Origin of the sequence: Alcanivorax sp. 24, assembly GCF_004360225.1 — a bacterium.
Taxonomy (GTDB): Bacteria; Pseudomonadota; Gammaproteobacteria; order Pseudomonadales; family Alcanivoracaceae; genus Alloalcanivorax; species Alloalcanivorax xiamenensis.
This window is the reverse complement of sequence record NZ_SNUA01000007.1, coordinates 86,251-100,638: the sequence shown is the minus strand read 5'-3', so window position 1 is coordinate 100,638 and position 14,388 is coordinate 86,251. Positions and strand designations below refer to the sequence as shown.

The following is a 14,388-nucleotide window of genomic DNA, read 5'->3' as shown; positions in this document are numbered from 1 at the left end:
CGTAACGAATTCAGGAACGATACATGAACAGCTCACATCACTCCGCCCTGCCCCGCCTCGGCGCCTTGACCCTGGCCCTGCTGCTGGCCGCCTGCAATAACGACACCGGCAGCACCACTCTCCCAGGCGGCGACGATCACGACCATGACCACGAGGAAAGCGCTGGCCGCCTGGTATTCACACAAGCCGCCGGCACCAACTCCCGCGTCCACGTCTATGATCTGGAAGAAGGCAGTGCGCTTGCCGACTTCGCCCTGACCTATCCGCCCACCGCGCTGTACGCCAGCCCGGGCAACCGTTACGCGCTGATTATCCAGCGCGATGATGACCAGGTACAGGTCCTCGATAGTGGTATCTACCTGCACGGCGATCACGCTCATGCCGACACCCCGTCACTGACCGGCCAGGAGCTGTTCGGTTCCAGCCCCACCCATTACCGCGTTAATGACGGCCTTGCCGCCCTGTTCTTCGACGGTGACAGCGCCACCAGCCAGAACAGCGGGTTCCAGTTGTTCAACGACACCACTCTGGAAAATACCAGTGTGCTGGCCAGTCAGGAGCTGGCAAACGCCCACCACGGCATCGCCGAGCCGCTCGGCGAATGGGTACTGAGCAGCGATGACAGCGACGGCGATGGCAGTGCCGACGGCATCCGGCTTTTCCAACTGCATGGTGACCATTTCCACGACCAAGGCCTGCTTGGTACCACTTGCCCCGGCTTGCACGGTGGCGCATCCAACACCAGCCACTCGGTGTTTGGCTGCGAAGATGGCGCCCTGGTGGCGGAGCTGCATGGCGATCACTTCCACGATCACAAAGTCAACGCGCCAGAACGTCTGGTGACCATTCTGAGCAACAGCGACCTGACCGACTTCGTCGCGTTTTCCTACCCCGACTACAATCTCTACCGGATTGAGCCCGAGGCCACCGACGCCGAGCTGCTGACCTGGCGCGAAGGCGCCGCCACCGATGCCAAACCACTGGCTTATGGCCTGGATCCTCATGGTGAACATCTGGTGATTGTTGACGACAGCGGTGAACTCCATGTGATCGACACCGCGGACTGGAGTCACCACGGCCACACTTCTTTGCTGGACCAGGTTCCGGCCACCGGCACCTCCGCTCCGGCACTGGCATTCAGCAGTGACGGCCATGAACTGTTCGTTTCCGATCCGGTCGCCGGCGCCATTCTGCGGGTGGAGCTGGAAAGCCTGGAAGTCAGCGAGGTCGTCACCGACCTGGGCTTCGCCCCGCTGGGCCTGGTCTGGACCGGCATCGCCGAAGAGCACGATGATCATGATCATGGCGAGGAAGAAGACGAGCACGAGCACGAGCATTAAGCGGTAAGCGGCGCCGGACGTTTGACGTCCGGCGCCTGTTCGCGAGCAAGCTCGCTTCCCACAGAGAGGCCACGGAGCCGCTGTGGGAGCCCGCCGGGCTGCACCTGGCTTTCTTACGCAGCAAACTTCATTACAATGACAGTACCCTATCGTGGTTGTGATGAAAGGATTGTAGTAATGAAGAAAACATGGCTTCTGGCCGTCTGCCTCGCTCTGCCAATGATCGCCAACGCCAGCGGCTTCGCCGGCCTGGACTTCGTGAGCAGCAAGGTGGAGCCGGATCGCGGCGGCAGCGCCAAACCCTCAGCGTTGCAGTTCAAGCTGGGAACCTGGATCAACCGCACCGAAACCCTGGGCGGTGAAGTACGCATCGGCCTGGGGCTGGACGATGACAGTCTGGGCAATGGCACCAAGGTGGAAATAGACCGCCACTACGGCGCCTATTTTCGCGGCCAGTTCCCCAACTCCATGCCGGTCCGCCCCTATGGCCTGATCGGCGTCACCCGGGTGGAAACCACCCACGACTATCGCGCCGGCGGCTCCAGCAGCAAGAACTACAGCGATCTGTCTCTCGGTCTGGGGGTGGACTTCACCGTCAGCCCCAAGGTTTTTCTGAGTGTGGAGTATCTGCGCGCCGTGGACAGTAGCGGTGACGAGGTGAACAACCTGGCGTTCGGCGTCAACGGCCGGTTCTGAACGACATACCAGGTGACCAAGCACGTCATGCCGGACTTGATCCGGCATCTCCTTCCATCAAGCGGTGTGCCCTCCAGAGGGAGCCCCGGGTCATGCCCGGGGTGACGGCGTGCTGTTCATCCGCGGCTCACGGGCCGCGTTTTTTGTCAGAACGTCAGCGTCACGGAATCGGCAGGTAGCCGCCGTCCACTTCCTTGGTGACAATCGCCACCGCATTGTGGGCGTGCAGACTTTCCAGGTGATTCACCCGCAACCAGAAGTCGCGGTAGCAGGGTTGTGGATCCAACGCATGCTTGAGACGGCGTGCCGCATCCTCACAGAACATCAGATTCTGACCATTCAGCAGCGCGAATTCCTGCTCATCAATACGCTTGACCGCCGTCTGCACCGGCGTTTTCAGCGCCTCTTCGATGGAGTCGATCAGCGCCGTGATCGGGAAGGATTCAGCGGCCTTATCGAGCAGCACCCGCACCTGCGCGATACTGCGCTGACTGTGGGGAGTGGCGCGAATGCCTTCCTCGGTGCCGAGCCACTCGAACACTTCGTCCACATCCACCTTGCCGGACTGAAAGTCCTCGCGGAATTTTTCCTGAATCAACTGACGAGCCAATGCCGCGGAACAGGGGCAGGTGGAAGAGTACGGCACTTCCACGTACATCTCGGTGCAAAGCCCTTCTTCACCCAGTGACGCCTTGATGCTCACGGTGTAGCTCTTCCAGCCGGCGTAGCTGCTCTTGAGCGCCGGGCGGCGCATGGAGTACTCGAAGTCGAACTGCACGAAACCACGGGTGCTGAGCCCCTCATGGGTTTCCAGGAAATTGCCGAGCAGCTGTTCGATGGAAGCCGGGCTCACCGAGTGATCCCCGAAGGTTTCTTCCAGCATTAAATACAGGCGCGACATGTGAATGCCCTTGGCATCCGGATTGGCCAGATTGACGTAGGCCTGAATGGAGGTACTCACCGGGCGTTCGCCGACCCGGGTATCACTGACCCGTGCGGGCAGGTGAATTTCACTCATGCCGACCCAGTCGAGGGTGCCGCCGCTATGGTCGACCATGGAGTTGGATGCCACATCAGGCATCGCCTTGGTGTTATCCGCACCACTTTCGCGCTTCATGGAAATCTCCGATAAGGACGGAACACGGGATGGCGCTAACCGGATGCCGGGACACAGAATGGCGCCCAACGAATCAGCACTGATGGCAATCCGACTGTCATCGTCCAATCATTCAGGGGCGCAGAGTGTAGCAGAAACCTTCAGCCAAATAGACCTATTGCTGTTGTGGAAATAGCCGTGAAAAGCCCTGATTACGGGCCCATGGCCGTACCGGCGCACGGTGAATTACGACACCGATTGGCACCTGAACGGTTATCCCCTTGAAATATAAAGGGAAAAATACAGGCATTATGTTGGCCGAAGCGCCGGCCCACCCCGGCCAACAGTTTTCGCTCATGACACCGACAGCATCGACCTATGGGTCAAGCGGCTCTTCACCGACCACTGCCTGAAACCGGGGCAGATCCCGCAACGGCTGGAACATCTCCTCGGCCCGGGCATGCTGGCGCAGCGCGTCCGATTGATTCACCGCCTGCTCCAGATCACGCAGGGCGTTCTCGATTTCGCCCAGTCCGGCCCAGGCACAGGCGCGCTGGTAGAGCGCATGGGAGTTTTCTTCATCCACCTCCAGCACCCGGTCACACAGACTCAGCGCCCAACGCTGCTCACCCAGCTCCAGCGCGGCGTCCGCCTTCCATGCCAGCGCTTCCGGATCATCCGGGCGCAATTCCAGGATGCGGTCGTACAGCTCGATTTTCTCCTTGTAGCTGGGCTCCTTGGAGGCCTTCAGCCACAGGCTGTGAATTTCGTTGGTGCGCTCGATCTCTTCCTGGTTCTCGGCAATGGTGCGGGATTTCTTGCGCAGCTCCTTCTCCAGATCCGCCAGCCGCGACTCGTATTCCACGGTCAGCCGCGACATCTCCTTCTCAGCATAAACACGGATGTTGTCCTTGAGATCCCGGATCGTGGACCAGCCCACCAGCGCCAGAATCGAGGCAGCACCGGCGATCAGGTAAAAGAAGTAAGTCACCGTATTGGTGGCGTAGCCCATGGCTTTATCCGCCACCTCCAGTTCCCGGTCGGTGACCACTTTGGTCATCTCGTTGCGGTATTCCATCATGTCCTGACGGAGAGAACGCAGTTCACCAAGAATCCAGTTTTCACGGAACTGGGAAATTACCGCCCCCCGTTCAATCTCGCTTTGCGCCTCCGGCCGGGGCGCCTCCCGTGCGTCTTCCGGAGCCTGCGGGGTTTGGGCCTGGACCGCCAGCGACACCATCAGACAACCGATCAACACACCGACTTTTCCGCCAACACGGCCAAGCCGCTGTAGCAGCGCTTTGCGGAACACGATTCACCTCTTCCTCTTGCTGATTACTGCCCCTGGGAACCTTCCAACGGGCGACGTTCACCCAAACCTGTGAGGTGCCCCATGGCGAACACCAGCCAGGCGGCGACCATCGCCGGAAAAACCTCCGACATGGTCGCATTAAGCCCCGCCAGGCGCCAGCCAACCGCCACCACGGTGGCGGCGACGACCATACTCACCGCCACCGGTTCACCGGGACGGCCACCCAATGCATAAACCACCAGCAGACTGCCGAACGAAGCACCGAGAATCCCCCAGGCGAACAACACCAGATCAAACACATTCTCATTGGCGAACAGAGCGATCCCCAGGGATGCCACCACCACCACCAGAGTGATGACACGGGCGGTGCCATAACCGTGCCAACGGCTCGGCATCAGGTCTCGGGACAGACAGGCACTGCAGCTGAGAATCAGTGAATCCACGGTGGAGATGGTGGCCGCGAACAGCCCCGCCAGCACCAGCCCGGTGGCCACATCCGGCAACAGCTCCTGAGCCATTACCGGCAACGCCAGCTCCGCGTCCAGATTGCCGGCGTTCATTACCAGCGACGGGTCAACAACGCCTTGATCCATCAACAGCCGGGCCATCATTCCGACGCCCACCGCCAGCGTGTAAAAGGCAATGAACCAGGCGTAGTAGTAACAACGGGCCCGGCGCACCGAACGGGGATTGTCCACCGCCATGAACCGCACCATGACATGGGGCTGGCCGATCACCGCGGCACCGGCGAACGTCCAGCCCACCAGAAACAGCACCGGCCCTTGCCACCCCAGCGTCAGGCTCGCCTCGGAAAAGAAACGGAAGAAATGATCGGAGACACCATGCAGCCCGGTCCAGGCGGCTTCCCAACCACCGACCATGTACACGGCGGTGCACAACATTACCGTCATGGCCACGATCATCACCACCGACTGCGCCGCATCGGTCCAGATCGAGGCACGCAGCCCGCCGGAAAAGCCGTAAAACAGCACCATCACAGCGCCGATGATCGCGCCGGTACGGGTGTCCCAGTCAAACAGGGCGTGCAACGCCTTGCCACCAGCCTTGAACTGAGCCGCCGCGTAGACACCCAGCAACACCACCGCGATGACCGCCGCCACCGTCTTCAATACCTTGAACTCGACACCGCCCCAATTGGACAGCAACTCCGGAAAGGTCAGGCTATCCCGCTTTTCCGCGGTTTCACGGATACGACGGGCCACCAGGGTTGACGCCATCCAGTCGCCCAGAATCCAGCCCACCATCATGGTGAACGCCGGCAACCCGGTAGCGTAGGTGTAACCGATCACGCCGATGAACATGAAGCCGGAATTGTTGGTGGCAACGGCGGAAAGTCCGGTCAGGGATGGTGCCACGCCCGAGCCGGCGAGCAGGTAATCGGCCTGGCTTCGGGAGCGCACCAGCACCGAAGCAAAGCCGATCAGAAGGAACAACAACATGAAGCCAATGAAGCTCGCCAGAACCATCAGGCGCCTCCCCGAACAGCCAATTACTTTGACATCTAAATATTATATCTCTAAACTAGCCTACCACTTTGAGCCACGGAGGTCCCGGCCTCGCCGCCTGGTTAGCCGAAACCGATCGAAAAAATCCCTTTCAACTCGAAATTGCGTTTTTCTTTTTTCAGTCATATTGATTCGCTATCAAGGCAATACACGGACATGGCCAGACACGACGAAGTGTTGATCGCGTTACGACAGATTATTCGCGCCACCGATTTGTACTCCCGGAAGTTGAGCAAGGTTGCCGGTCTCACCGCGCCTCAGCTGCTGGTATTGCAAGCGATCAAGCCCCATGGGGAATTGACCATGGGCGACATCGCCAATGAGGTATCAGTGAGCCAGGCCACGGTCACCACCATTCTTGACCGCCTGGAGAAACGGGGCCTGATCGAACGCAAACGTGGAGAACAGGACAAACGCCGCGTTTACGCCTCGCTCACCGGCGAGGGCGCCGCCATTCTTGAACGCGCCCCCACCCCTCTTCAGGAGGAGTTCATGGCCCGTTTCGAGCAGCTTCAGGACTGGGAGCAGACGTTGATTCTCAGTTCACTGCAACGGGTCGCCGCAATGATGAACGCGGGCGACATCGACGCGTCACCAGTGCTGGATCTGGGCGCCATCGATCGCGCTCAGCCGGTCACCGAAGAACGCCGGAGCCGCCACCGCCCCCCTTCCCAAACCGACCAGAAGTGACACCATGCCTGCAGACGACACGACCGACAAAAAACACCAGGACGACGACCTGACCCTGCGCAAGCCGGAAAGCCAGGACGGCCCCCGGGTGCATCAGTTGATCGCGGAGTGCAAACCTCTGGATGAGAACTCCGTCTACTGCAACCTGCTGCAATGCACCCATTTCGCCGACACCTCGGTGGCGGCGGAACTGGATGGCGACCTGGTCGGCTTCATCTCCGGCTACCTTCCACCCAAGCAGCAGGACACCCTGTTCGTGTGGCAGGTGGCCGTGCATGAGAAAGCACGGGGCCGGGGTCTTGCCAAACGCATGCTGGCCGCCCTGCTGGAGCGCGACGAAGCCGCGGATGTGCGCCACATCGAAACCACCATCACCCCGGACAACGAAGCGTCCTGGGGGATGTTCCGCAGCTTCGCCTATGAGCGCCGCATGCCCACCGAGGAATTCATCCTGTTCGATTCGCGCCTGCACTTCGCCGGCCAGCATCAGGATGAGCATCTGCTGCGCATCGGCCCGTTCAACCGGGACGACGCCTGAAAACGAATTCAGAGAGGACGACGGAACCATGGATACCGACATTTTTGAAAGCCACGAATCGGAAGTAATGAGCTATGCCCGTAGCTTCCCGGTGGTCTTCGACCAGGCCAAGGGCAGCTACCTGTACGATGAAACCGGCGCGGAATACATCGACTTCCTGGCCGGAGCCGGCACGCTCAATTACGGCCACAACAACCCGGTCCTGAAAGAGAAGCTGCTCGAGTACATCCAGCGCGACGGCATCGTCCATGGCCTGGACATGCACACCGCCGCCAAGCGGGAGTTCATGGACACCTTTTATGAGGTGATTCTCAAGCCCCGCGAAATGGACCACGTGATGCAGTTCACTGGCCCCACCGGCACCAACGCGGTGGAAGCGGCGCTGAAAATCGCCCGCAACATCAAGGGCCGTCATAATATCATCGCGTTCACCAATGGCTTCCACGGTGTCACCCTGGGTGCCCTGGCCGCCACCGGGAACAGCCACCACCGTGGCGTGGCCGGCGTCACTCTGGGCGGCGTCAATCGCATGCCCTACGACGGCTATCTGGGAGATGCTTTCGATACCACCGAGTACCTGGACAAGGTGTTGGGCGACTCCTCCAGTGGCGTGGACTTCCCCGCCGCCGTGATCGTGGAAACGGTGCAGGGCGAAGGCGGCATCAACGCAGCCAGCTTTGAATGGCTGCGTAACCTGGAGAAGGTGTGCCGCAAACATGACATGCTGCTGATCCTGGACGACATCCAGGCCGGCTGCGGCCGTACCGGCAGCTTCTTCAGCTTTGATGAAGTGGGTATCAACCCGGACATCATCACTTTGTCCAAGTCCCTCAGCGGTTATGGCCTGCCGTTCGCCATGGTGTTGCTGAAACCGGAACTGGACCAGTGGAAACCCGGCGAGCACAACGGTACCTTCCGGGGCCACAACCTGGCGTTCGTGACCGCCGCCGCGGCCCTCAATCACTACTGGCGCGACGACAAGTTCGCCCAGGAAGTACGGAAAAAAGCCGATATCATCACCGAACGCTTCCGCGACATCGCCCGCGGCTACGATGATCATTGGTTCTACCTGAACGGGCGCGGCATGATGCAAGGCCTGGTCTGCCGCGACGGCGAGCTGGCCGAGGAAATTACCAAGGCCTGTTTCAAGCGCAAATTGGTAATTGAAACCTCCGGTGCCGACGGCCAGGTGATCAAAACCCTGTGCCCGCTGATCATCAGCGAGGAAGACCTGAACCGCGCCATGGAGATTCTCAAGGACAGCGTGACCGAGGTCATGACCGACCGGGTCAAGCGTGGTGAAGCACATTCCGTAGGCTGATCCCCCTCGTGCTCCCCCGCCCGGGGGAGCGCCTTTCTCCCCTGTCATACTCTGGAGCCACTTTAATGATCGTACGTACTCTGGCGGAAGCCGAGAAAACCGAACGCCGCGTGGTCGCGGAAAATGGTAACTGGCAGTCCGTTCGGCTGTCCCTGAAGGAAGACGGCATGGGCCACTCCTTCAATATCACCACCATCTTCAAGGGCACCAAGACCCACATCAAATACGCCAACCATTGGGAATCGGTGTACGTGATGTCCGGCAAGGGCAAAATCGAGCTGGTCGAGAGCGGTGATGTCTATGAATTGACCCCCGGCACTATTTACCTGCTCGACCAACATGACGAGCACTATCTGTACGGCGGTGAAAATGAGGATATGGTGGTGGCCTGCGCTTTCACTCCGCCGCTGAGCGGCAAGGAAGTCCACGATGAAAACGGCGTTTACCCCGCCGACCTGGACTGACTGCCGACACGCTTGCACGCAACACGCCGCCCGCTTCGCGGGCGCACGCAAAACCCTATAGCGCTTTTCCGCGAAAATCACCTTGCGGATCGTCATTGCCCCCTACGCCATGATCCCCGAGCAGGAGGAGGAGCGTGGGGCGTGCCGGCGTATACGCGCGATACTTATGGGAGTTATACTGCGGCGCGACAGTATCGCAGGCTCCCATAATGAAAATACTGATCGCCGACGACCACCCCCTGTTTCGCGCCGCGTTGCGCCAGGCGGTGGAAAGCAGTTTTGCCGATGCCCGTATTATCGAAGCCGATTCCCTGGCGGCGCTGGAGCGCCTGGGCCAGGACGAAACCGTGTTCGATCTGATCCTGCTGGATCTGCACATGCCGGGCACGCACGGCTTTTCCGGTCTCGTCTATCTGCGTGATATCCATCAACGGGTGCCCCTGGCGGTGATCTCCGCCAACGAAGAGGTCGCCGTGATTCAACGGGCCCTGCACTTTGGCGCCGACGGATTCATTCCCAAATCCGCCTCGGTGGACGCCATGACCGAAGCGCTGGAACGGATCATGAACGGCGAGCGCTGGGTCCCGGAAAAAGCCCGCGGGCCTCGCCCTCCGGATCTCGCCGACTACACCGCCATGCGCGAGCGCATCACCAGCCTGACACCGCAACAATTCCGGGTCATGGGCATGCTGCTGGAAGGCATGCAGAACAAAGTGATCGCTTACGAACTGGATGTGTCGGAAGCCACCGTCAAGGCGCACATGACCGCCATCTTCCGCAAACTCGGCGTTCGCAACCGGACTCAAGCGGTGCTGGCCCTCAAGGATCTGGCCATCGATGCCCCCGGCGATCTCTGACCCGGGCCCGTCACAACACCACCCAGGCATTCGCTGCCAAGGCGGCTTCCCACAGCGGCGTTGTGTCCTCTCTGTGGGAAGCTGCCTTGGCAGCGAATCGGCATGCACCACCGCTATAACGCCCGCAGCACCGCCAGCAAGGCATCCTGATTAACCGGCTTCTGCAGGAACTGCACTCCCATTTCCTCCGCCATGGTACGGATCTCCGGCCGCCGGTCGGCGGTGATCAGAACCGCCGGCACCACATCGTCCCAATAGCAGTCCAGCGCCTCGATCACCTGAAACCCGGTCTCGCCATGATCCAGCTGATAATCCACCACCAGCAGATCCGGCGCTGGCTGGCTCCTTGCCTTCTCCATCGCCTCACCCACCGAACCGGCCACCACCGGCTCGCATCCCAACGCACGAAACAAGGCTTCCAGGCTGGCCAGTAAAGCGGCGTCATTATCGACACAGAACACCCGCATGCCCTGAATGTCCCTCTGCGGTTCCTCGATGATATCCACCGGCGCGGCCGTCGGTGTTTGCGACCGGATGCGGGGCACCGAAACCGTGAATACGGTGCCCTTGTCCGGCCAGGAACGCACCGTCAGCGGATGCTCCAACAGGCGGCAAATACGGTCGGCTATCGCCAGTCCAAGCCCCAGCCCCTTCACCTGCCGGCGGCCCTGCTGCGGCAAGCGCAGAAATTCCCGGAACACCTGGGTCAATTGATCCTCGGGGATACCCGGTCCGGTATCCCAGATTTCGATACGAACCCAGTCGCCATCGCGGCGGCAGCCGAATAACACCTTGCCGCGATCGGTGTAGCGCACCGCATTGGACAACAGATTCTGCAACACCCGCCGCAACAGAGTGGGATCGGTCCGCACCTCCACCTCCGCCGCCACCAGATGCAGGCTGAGCGCCTGATCCCTGGCCAGCACGCCGAATTCCTGTCCAAGCTGCTGCATCAACGGCCGCAGACTCACCGGCGCCGGGTGGGAGGGCATGGTGCCGGTGTCCAACCGACTGATTTCCAGCAAGGCGGAAATAATCTGCTCCGCGGCCTGCAACGAGCTGTCGATATGACCGAGCATTTCGGTTTCGTAGGCGAAATCCTGCTCCTTCCGGCCGAGCCGTTGCCCCAGGGACGACACGAACAATTGCGCCGCGTTAAGCGGCTGCATCAGATCGTGGCCGGCGGCCGCCAGGAACCGGGTCTTGCCTTCATTGGCTTGCTCCAGCCTGGCGTTCAGTTCCGATAACCGGCGGGTGCGTTCGGACACCATCTGTTCCAGGTTCTCGTTGATCTGCCGCAGCGCTATTTCGTCCCGCTTGCGTTCGGTCACGTCCATATAGGTACTGACAAAGCCGCCCCCCTCCATGGGGTTACCGCGCACCTCCACCACCACGCCATTGGGCAGCTCCCGTTCAAAGCGGTGAGCATGGCCTTCACGCAATAGCTGCACTCTTTTGTTGACGTCCTGTTCCAGGTCATCACCATCATAGAAACCGCGCCCGGCGTTATAGCGATAAACCTCTCCGATCGGCCTTCCGAGGCGGATCAGCCCCTCCGGATACTCGAACATCCGCACGTAGGCCTGGTTCCAGGCCACCACGTTAAGATCGCGATCCACCACGCAAATTCCCTGGCTGATAGTCTCGATGGTGGTGCGTAGCAGTTGGTGATTGAACTGGATCAACTGGGACGCTTCATCCATGATCCGCACCATCTCATCATGGCGCACATTCTGTTTGCTCAGCAGAGAACCCATCACGATACGCGCGGTGGACGCCCCCATGGCACCGGCCAGCAACCGCTCCACATAGCGAACCAGATGCAACGGCGCCGGCAGCTGCAGATCCGCTGGCACCTGACGCCGCTCCAGATAATCGAAGAACAAGGTCCGCGCGCGGGGGTGCCCCAACCCTCTCTCACACACTTGCAGCAATTCCGCGGTGGAGATCAGCGGGTGCCCCATCTTCTCCCGCCACCAATCCGTGGGGGTATCGACGAAGCGCGTGGCCTGGGTCTCATCCAGCGCCTCACGGAAAGAACGCCGGGAAAAATAAATATAGGCGGCCAGATTCAGGCTGAGGCTCCAGAACACGCCGTGGGTCAATGGATCCAGCCCTTCAATACCGAACAAGGCATGGGGCCTCAATATACCCAGCCCGATCAGGCCATGAAGGTTGAGCCAGCCCACCGCCGAATCCGGCAGCATCAGTGGCAACAGCAGGCAGTACAGCCAGATCACGAATCCCGCGATCATGCCAACGAAAGCGCCATTGCGGTGCCCCTTGTGCCAATACAGCCCCCCCAGCAGCGCCGGCGCGAACTGGGCCACGGCGGCGAAGGAGATCAACCCCAAGTGCGCCAGCCCCTGAATGCGATCGATGATGGTGTGGAACAGAAACGCCAGGATCAGCAACAGAACGATGCTCAGACGCCGGAGAAAACGCAACTGCCCGCTCAGGTCGGACAGTTCCTCCTTGCCCTGGATCCGGTATTGCACCCAGGCCGGCAGCAGGACTTCGTTGGTCAACATGATCGCCAGAGCAATGGTGGAAACGATCACCATCCCGGTAGCGGCGGCGATGCCCCCAATAAAGGCCACCAGCAACAGCCCGTGATTGCCGGTGGCCATGGGCAACGACAGCATGAACATGTCTTCCTGGGTCCCCGGTGGCAGCATCTGTAAACCCGCCGCCACGATGGGCAACACGAACACCGCGAACAGCAGCAGGTACAACGGTAGCACCCAGCGACTGCTGCGCAGATGACGAAGATCGTTGTTCTCCACCACTCCCACATGGAACTGGCGGGGCAGGCAAATGATCGCCAGCATCGACAACAGTAACGCGGTGACGAATCCCTGGGAAAACAGGGTCGGCTCAAACAGATCACGGATAGCGGCGTCGGCGGTCACCCGGTTCCACAAGTCGAAGGGGCCGCTGTAGATGCCAAACAAGCAAAAGAGCCCGACAATGACAAAGGAGACCAGTTTGATGAAGGACTCAAAACTGACCGCCAGCATCAATCCGGACTGGTGCTCGGTGGCGTCGATGTGGCGGGTGCCGAACAAAAGCGTGAACAACGCCATCAGCGCCGTGACCACCAAAGCGGTATCCAGCGGCGGCGACACGTCCGCCCCCAGCACATGCTCGAACGACAAGGTCACCGCCTTCAGTTGCAAGGCGATGTAGGGCAAGACACCGATAATCGCCACCAACGTGACCAGAACCGCCAACTGACGGGACTTACCGTAACGGGCGGCGAGAAAGTCGGCGATGGAGGTAATGTGGTGCTGCTTACCCACCGACACCAGTTTGTAGACCAGCGCGGCACCGAACAGCACGGTAATGATCGGTCCCAGATAAATAGGCAGGTAGGTCCAGCCACTTTGGGCGGCGTCTCCAACCGCGCCATAAAACGTCCACGAAGTGCAGTATACCCCCAGCGCCAGGCTGTAACTCCAGGGGTTGTTCACCACCCGCAGACCACGCCGCTCGGCCCGGTCTCCCCACCAGGCGATGATAAACAGAATCAGCACATACAGCAGCGCCAGGCCGCCCAACTGCCACAGAGAAACCACCTTGCCTCCGAACCGTGTGCAAGCCCGATACGCTTACACGCAACACGCCGGCACGCTTACACGCCAATCGCGGCTCATGAGCGCAGATACCCTGGCGGAGGGCTCCATCTCACCACAGCATCAAGGCACGCGCGAAGCGAATCACCACCGCCAGCAATAATAACAATACACCCGCGCGCTGCGCCTTGAACTCCGCCACTGACAGCGTCATACCGCGCGCCCAGAAACGGGCCACGCCGCGCCAGTCTCCGGTGCGACGCCAATAGTGCGCGTAGGTACCCAGAACGACCAGCAGCCCCAGAACCAACAATACCGTTTCCAAATACACCATGGTTTACCACTCCTTGCCAGGGCCTGTTCACGCTATTTCCACCAGCCGGGTGTACATCAGCGCGGCCGTGGTGGCATCACCGCGCGCGCTGTGCCGCCCCATTACCGGCACACCCAGATCCGCCGCCACCTGCTCAAAACGCAAATCCGCCACCTGTTCTGGCTGGCGATGACGCAGACGTTTCTGGTACAGGCTGCTCAGCTCGATACGGCGGTTGGGCAGCTCAAAACCGAACAGGGCTTTGGTGTAACGATTCAGAATCGCCATATCGAAGCTCAGACACCAGCCCACCAGCGGCCGGTTATCAATAAAGGCGAGCAGTTGCTCCAGGACCCGGCGAACCTCACCACCCTCACGCAGATCCAGCGGCCGCAACCGGTGAATGCGAATCGACGTGGCATCCAGGGATGCCGGCGCCTGAACGTGCAGATCCAGCGCCGCGCCCGCTTTCACCCGCCCATGACTGATCGGCACCGCCGCCACGGATACCAGTTCGGCACGGCGCACATCCAGTCCGGTGGTCTCACAGTCAATCGCCACCAGCTCATCCGGGTCCGAGGGTAACTCGAACATATGAGAGAAAGGACCATCGCCGTGCCGGTGGCGCTGCCAGATACGCTTCAATGTATGCATGGTTCG

General features: G+C 60.5%; 13 protein-coding genes. 7 read left to right on the top strand and 6 right to left on the bottom strand.

Annotated features, from left to right (window positions below):
- Positions 1 to 23 precede the first annotated feature (23 nt).
- A complete protein-coding gene (locus E0L37_RS11415) occupies positions 24 to 1,340 on the top strand; it encodes a hypothetical protein (RefSeq protein ID WP_133491873.1) in 1,317 nt (438 codons plus the stop codon).
- 177 nt (positions 1,341 to 1,517) lie between these two features.
- Entirely contained in the window at positions 1,518 to 2,036 is a 519-nt protein-coding gene (locus E0L37_RS11410) for a porin family protein (protein WP_133491872.1), read from the top strand.
- A 160-nt stretch (positions 2,037 to 2,196) separates the two neighbouring features.
- Here E0L37_RS11410 and folE2 read toward each other — a convergent pair whose 3' ends face one another.
- The 3 genes from folE2 to E0L37_RS11395 all read right to left on the bottom strand — a co-directional run bounded on the left by folE2 (position 2,197) and on the right by E0L37_RS11395 (position 5,931).
- On the bottom strand, positions 2,197 to 3,153 hold the full coding sequence (gene folE2, locus E0L37_RS11405; protein ID WP_133491871.1) for a GTP cyclohydrolase FolE2: 957 nt from the start codon (positions 3,151 to 3,153) through the stop codon (positions 2,197 to 2,199).
- A 355-nt stretch (positions 3,154 to 3,508) separates the two neighbouring features.
- Positions 3,509 to 4,444 carry a tetratricopeptide repeat protein gene (locus E0L37_RS11400; protein WP_133491870.1) on the bottom strand — a complete coding sequence of 312 codons (936 nt, stop codon included), beginning with the start codon at positions 4,442 to 4,444 and terminating at the stop codon, positions 3,509 to 3,511.
- 23 nt (positions 4,445 to 4,467) lie between these two features.
- Positions 4,468 to 5,931 carry a sodium/proline symporter gene (locus E0L37_RS11395; protein ID WP_133491869.1) on the bottom strand — a complete coding sequence of 488 codons (1,464 nt, stop codon included), beginning with the start codon at positions 5,929 to 5,931 and terminating at the stop codon, positions 4,468 to 4,470.
- A gap of 195 nt (positions 5,932 to 6,126) precedes the next feature.
- Between E0L37_RS11395 and E0L37_RS11390 the strand changes: the two genes are divergently transcribed.
- From E0L37_RS11390 to E0L37_RS11370, 5 genes are all read left to right on the top strand, one after another.
- Positions 6,127 to 6,660, top strand: coding sequence for a MarR family winged helix-turn-helix transcriptional regulator (locus tag E0L37_RS11390; RefSeq protein WP_133491868.1), 534 nt, complete (start codon positions 6,127 to 6,129; stop codon positions 6,658 to 6,660).
- A gap of 4 nt (positions 6,661 to 6,664) precedes the next feature.
- Entirely contained in the window at positions 6,665 to 7,198 is a 534-nt protein-coding gene (gene ectA, locus E0L37_RS11385; RefSeq protein ID WP_133491867.1) for a diaminobutyrate acetyltransferase, read from the top strand.
- A gap of 28 nt (positions 7,199 to 7,226) precedes the next feature.
- The gene (ectB, locus tag E0L37_RS11380) at positions 7,227 to 8,519 is read left to right on the top strand and encodes a diaminobutyrate--2-oxoglutarate transaminase (protein WP_133491866.1); all 1,293 of its coding nucleotides are present in this window, start codon (positions 7,227 to 7,229) and stop codon (positions 8,517 to 8,519) included.
- A gap of 65 nt (positions 8,520 to 8,584) precedes the next feature.
- On the top strand, positions 8,585 to 8,983 hold the full coding sequence (locus E0L37_RS11375) for an ectoine synthase (protein WP_133491865.1): 399 nt from the start codon (positions 8,585 to 8,587) through the stop codon (positions 8,981 to 8,983).
- A gap of 206 nt (positions 8,984 to 9,189) precedes the next feature.
- Positions 9,190 to 9,840: a response regulator transcription factor gene (locus E0L37_RS11370; RefSeq protein WP_201303697.1), complete on the top strand. Its 651-nt coding sequence runs from the start codon at positions 9,190 to 9,192 to the stop codon at positions 9,838 to 9,840.
- Between the two features lie 113 nt (positions 9,841 to 9,953).
- Here the strand turns inward: E0L37_RS11370 and E0L37_RS11365 are convergent, their stop codons facing one another.
- From E0L37_RS11365 to E0L37_RS11355, 3 genes are all read right to left on the bottom strand, one after another.
- Complete coding sequence (locus E0L37_RS11365; RefSeq protein ID WP_133491863.1) at positions 9,954 to 13,418, bottom strand: hybrid sensor histidine kinase/response regulator; 3,465 nt, start codon at positions 13,416 to 13,418, stop codon at positions 9,954 to 9,956.
- 109 nt (positions 13,419 to 13,527) lie between these two features.
- The gene (locus tag E0L37_RS11360) at positions 13,528 to 13,749 is read right to left on the bottom strand and encodes a hypothetical protein (RefSeq protein WP_133491862.1); all 222 of its coding nucleotides are present in this window, start codon (positions 13,747 to 13,749) and stop codon (positions 13,528 to 13,530) included.
- A gap of 27 nt (positions 13,750 to 13,776) precedes the next feature.
- Positions 13,777 to 14,382, bottom strand: coding sequence for a 3'-5' exonuclease (locus E0L37_RS11355; protein WP_133491861.1), 606 nt, complete (start codon positions 14,380 to 14,382; stop codon positions 13,777 to 13,779).
- Between the last annotated feature and the right edge of the window lie 6 nt (positions 14,383 to 14,388).

Bases quoted from the DNA above. Each gene is read 5' to 3' on its own strand.
- folE2 (WP_133491871.1), bottom strand. From the start codon at position 3,153: ATGAAGCGCGAAAGTGGTGCGGATAACACCAAGGCGATGCCTGATGTG.
- E0L37_RS11415 (WP_133491873.1), top strand. From the start codon at position 24: ATGAACAGCTCACATCACTCCGCCCTGCCCCGCCTCGGCGCCTTGACC.
- ectB (WP_133491866.1), top strand. From the start codon at position 7,227: ATGGATACCGACATTTTTGAAAGCCACGAATCGGAAGTAATGAGCTAT.
- E0L37_RS11355 (WP_133491861.1), bottom strand. From the start codon at position 14,382: ATGCATACATTGAAGCGTATCTGGCAGCGCCACCGGCACGGCGATGGT.
- E0L37_RS11360 (WP_133491862.1), bottom strand. From the start codon at position 13,749: ATGGTGTATTTGGAAACGGTATTGTTGGTTCTGGGGCTGCTGGTCGTT.
- E0L37_RS11375 (WP_133491865.1), top strand. From the start codon at position 8,585: ATGATCGTACGTACTCTGGCGGAAGCCGAGAAAACCGAACGCCGCGTG.
- E0L37_RS11395 (WP_133491869.1), bottom strand. From the start codon at position 5,931: ATGGTTCTGGCGAGCTTCATTGGCTTCATGTTGTTGTTCCTTCTGATC.
- E0L37_RS11410 (WP_133491872.1), top strand. From the start codon at position 1,518: ATGAAGAAAACATGGCTTCTGGCCGTCTGCCTCGCTCTGCCAATGATC.
- ectA (WP_133491867.1), top strand. From the start codon at position 6,665: ATGCCTGCAGACGACACGACCGACAAAAAACACCAGGACGACGACCTG.
- E0L37_RS11390 (WP_133491868.1), top strand. From the start codon at position 6,127: ATGGCCAGACACGACGAAGTGTTGATCGCGTTACGACAGATTATTCGC.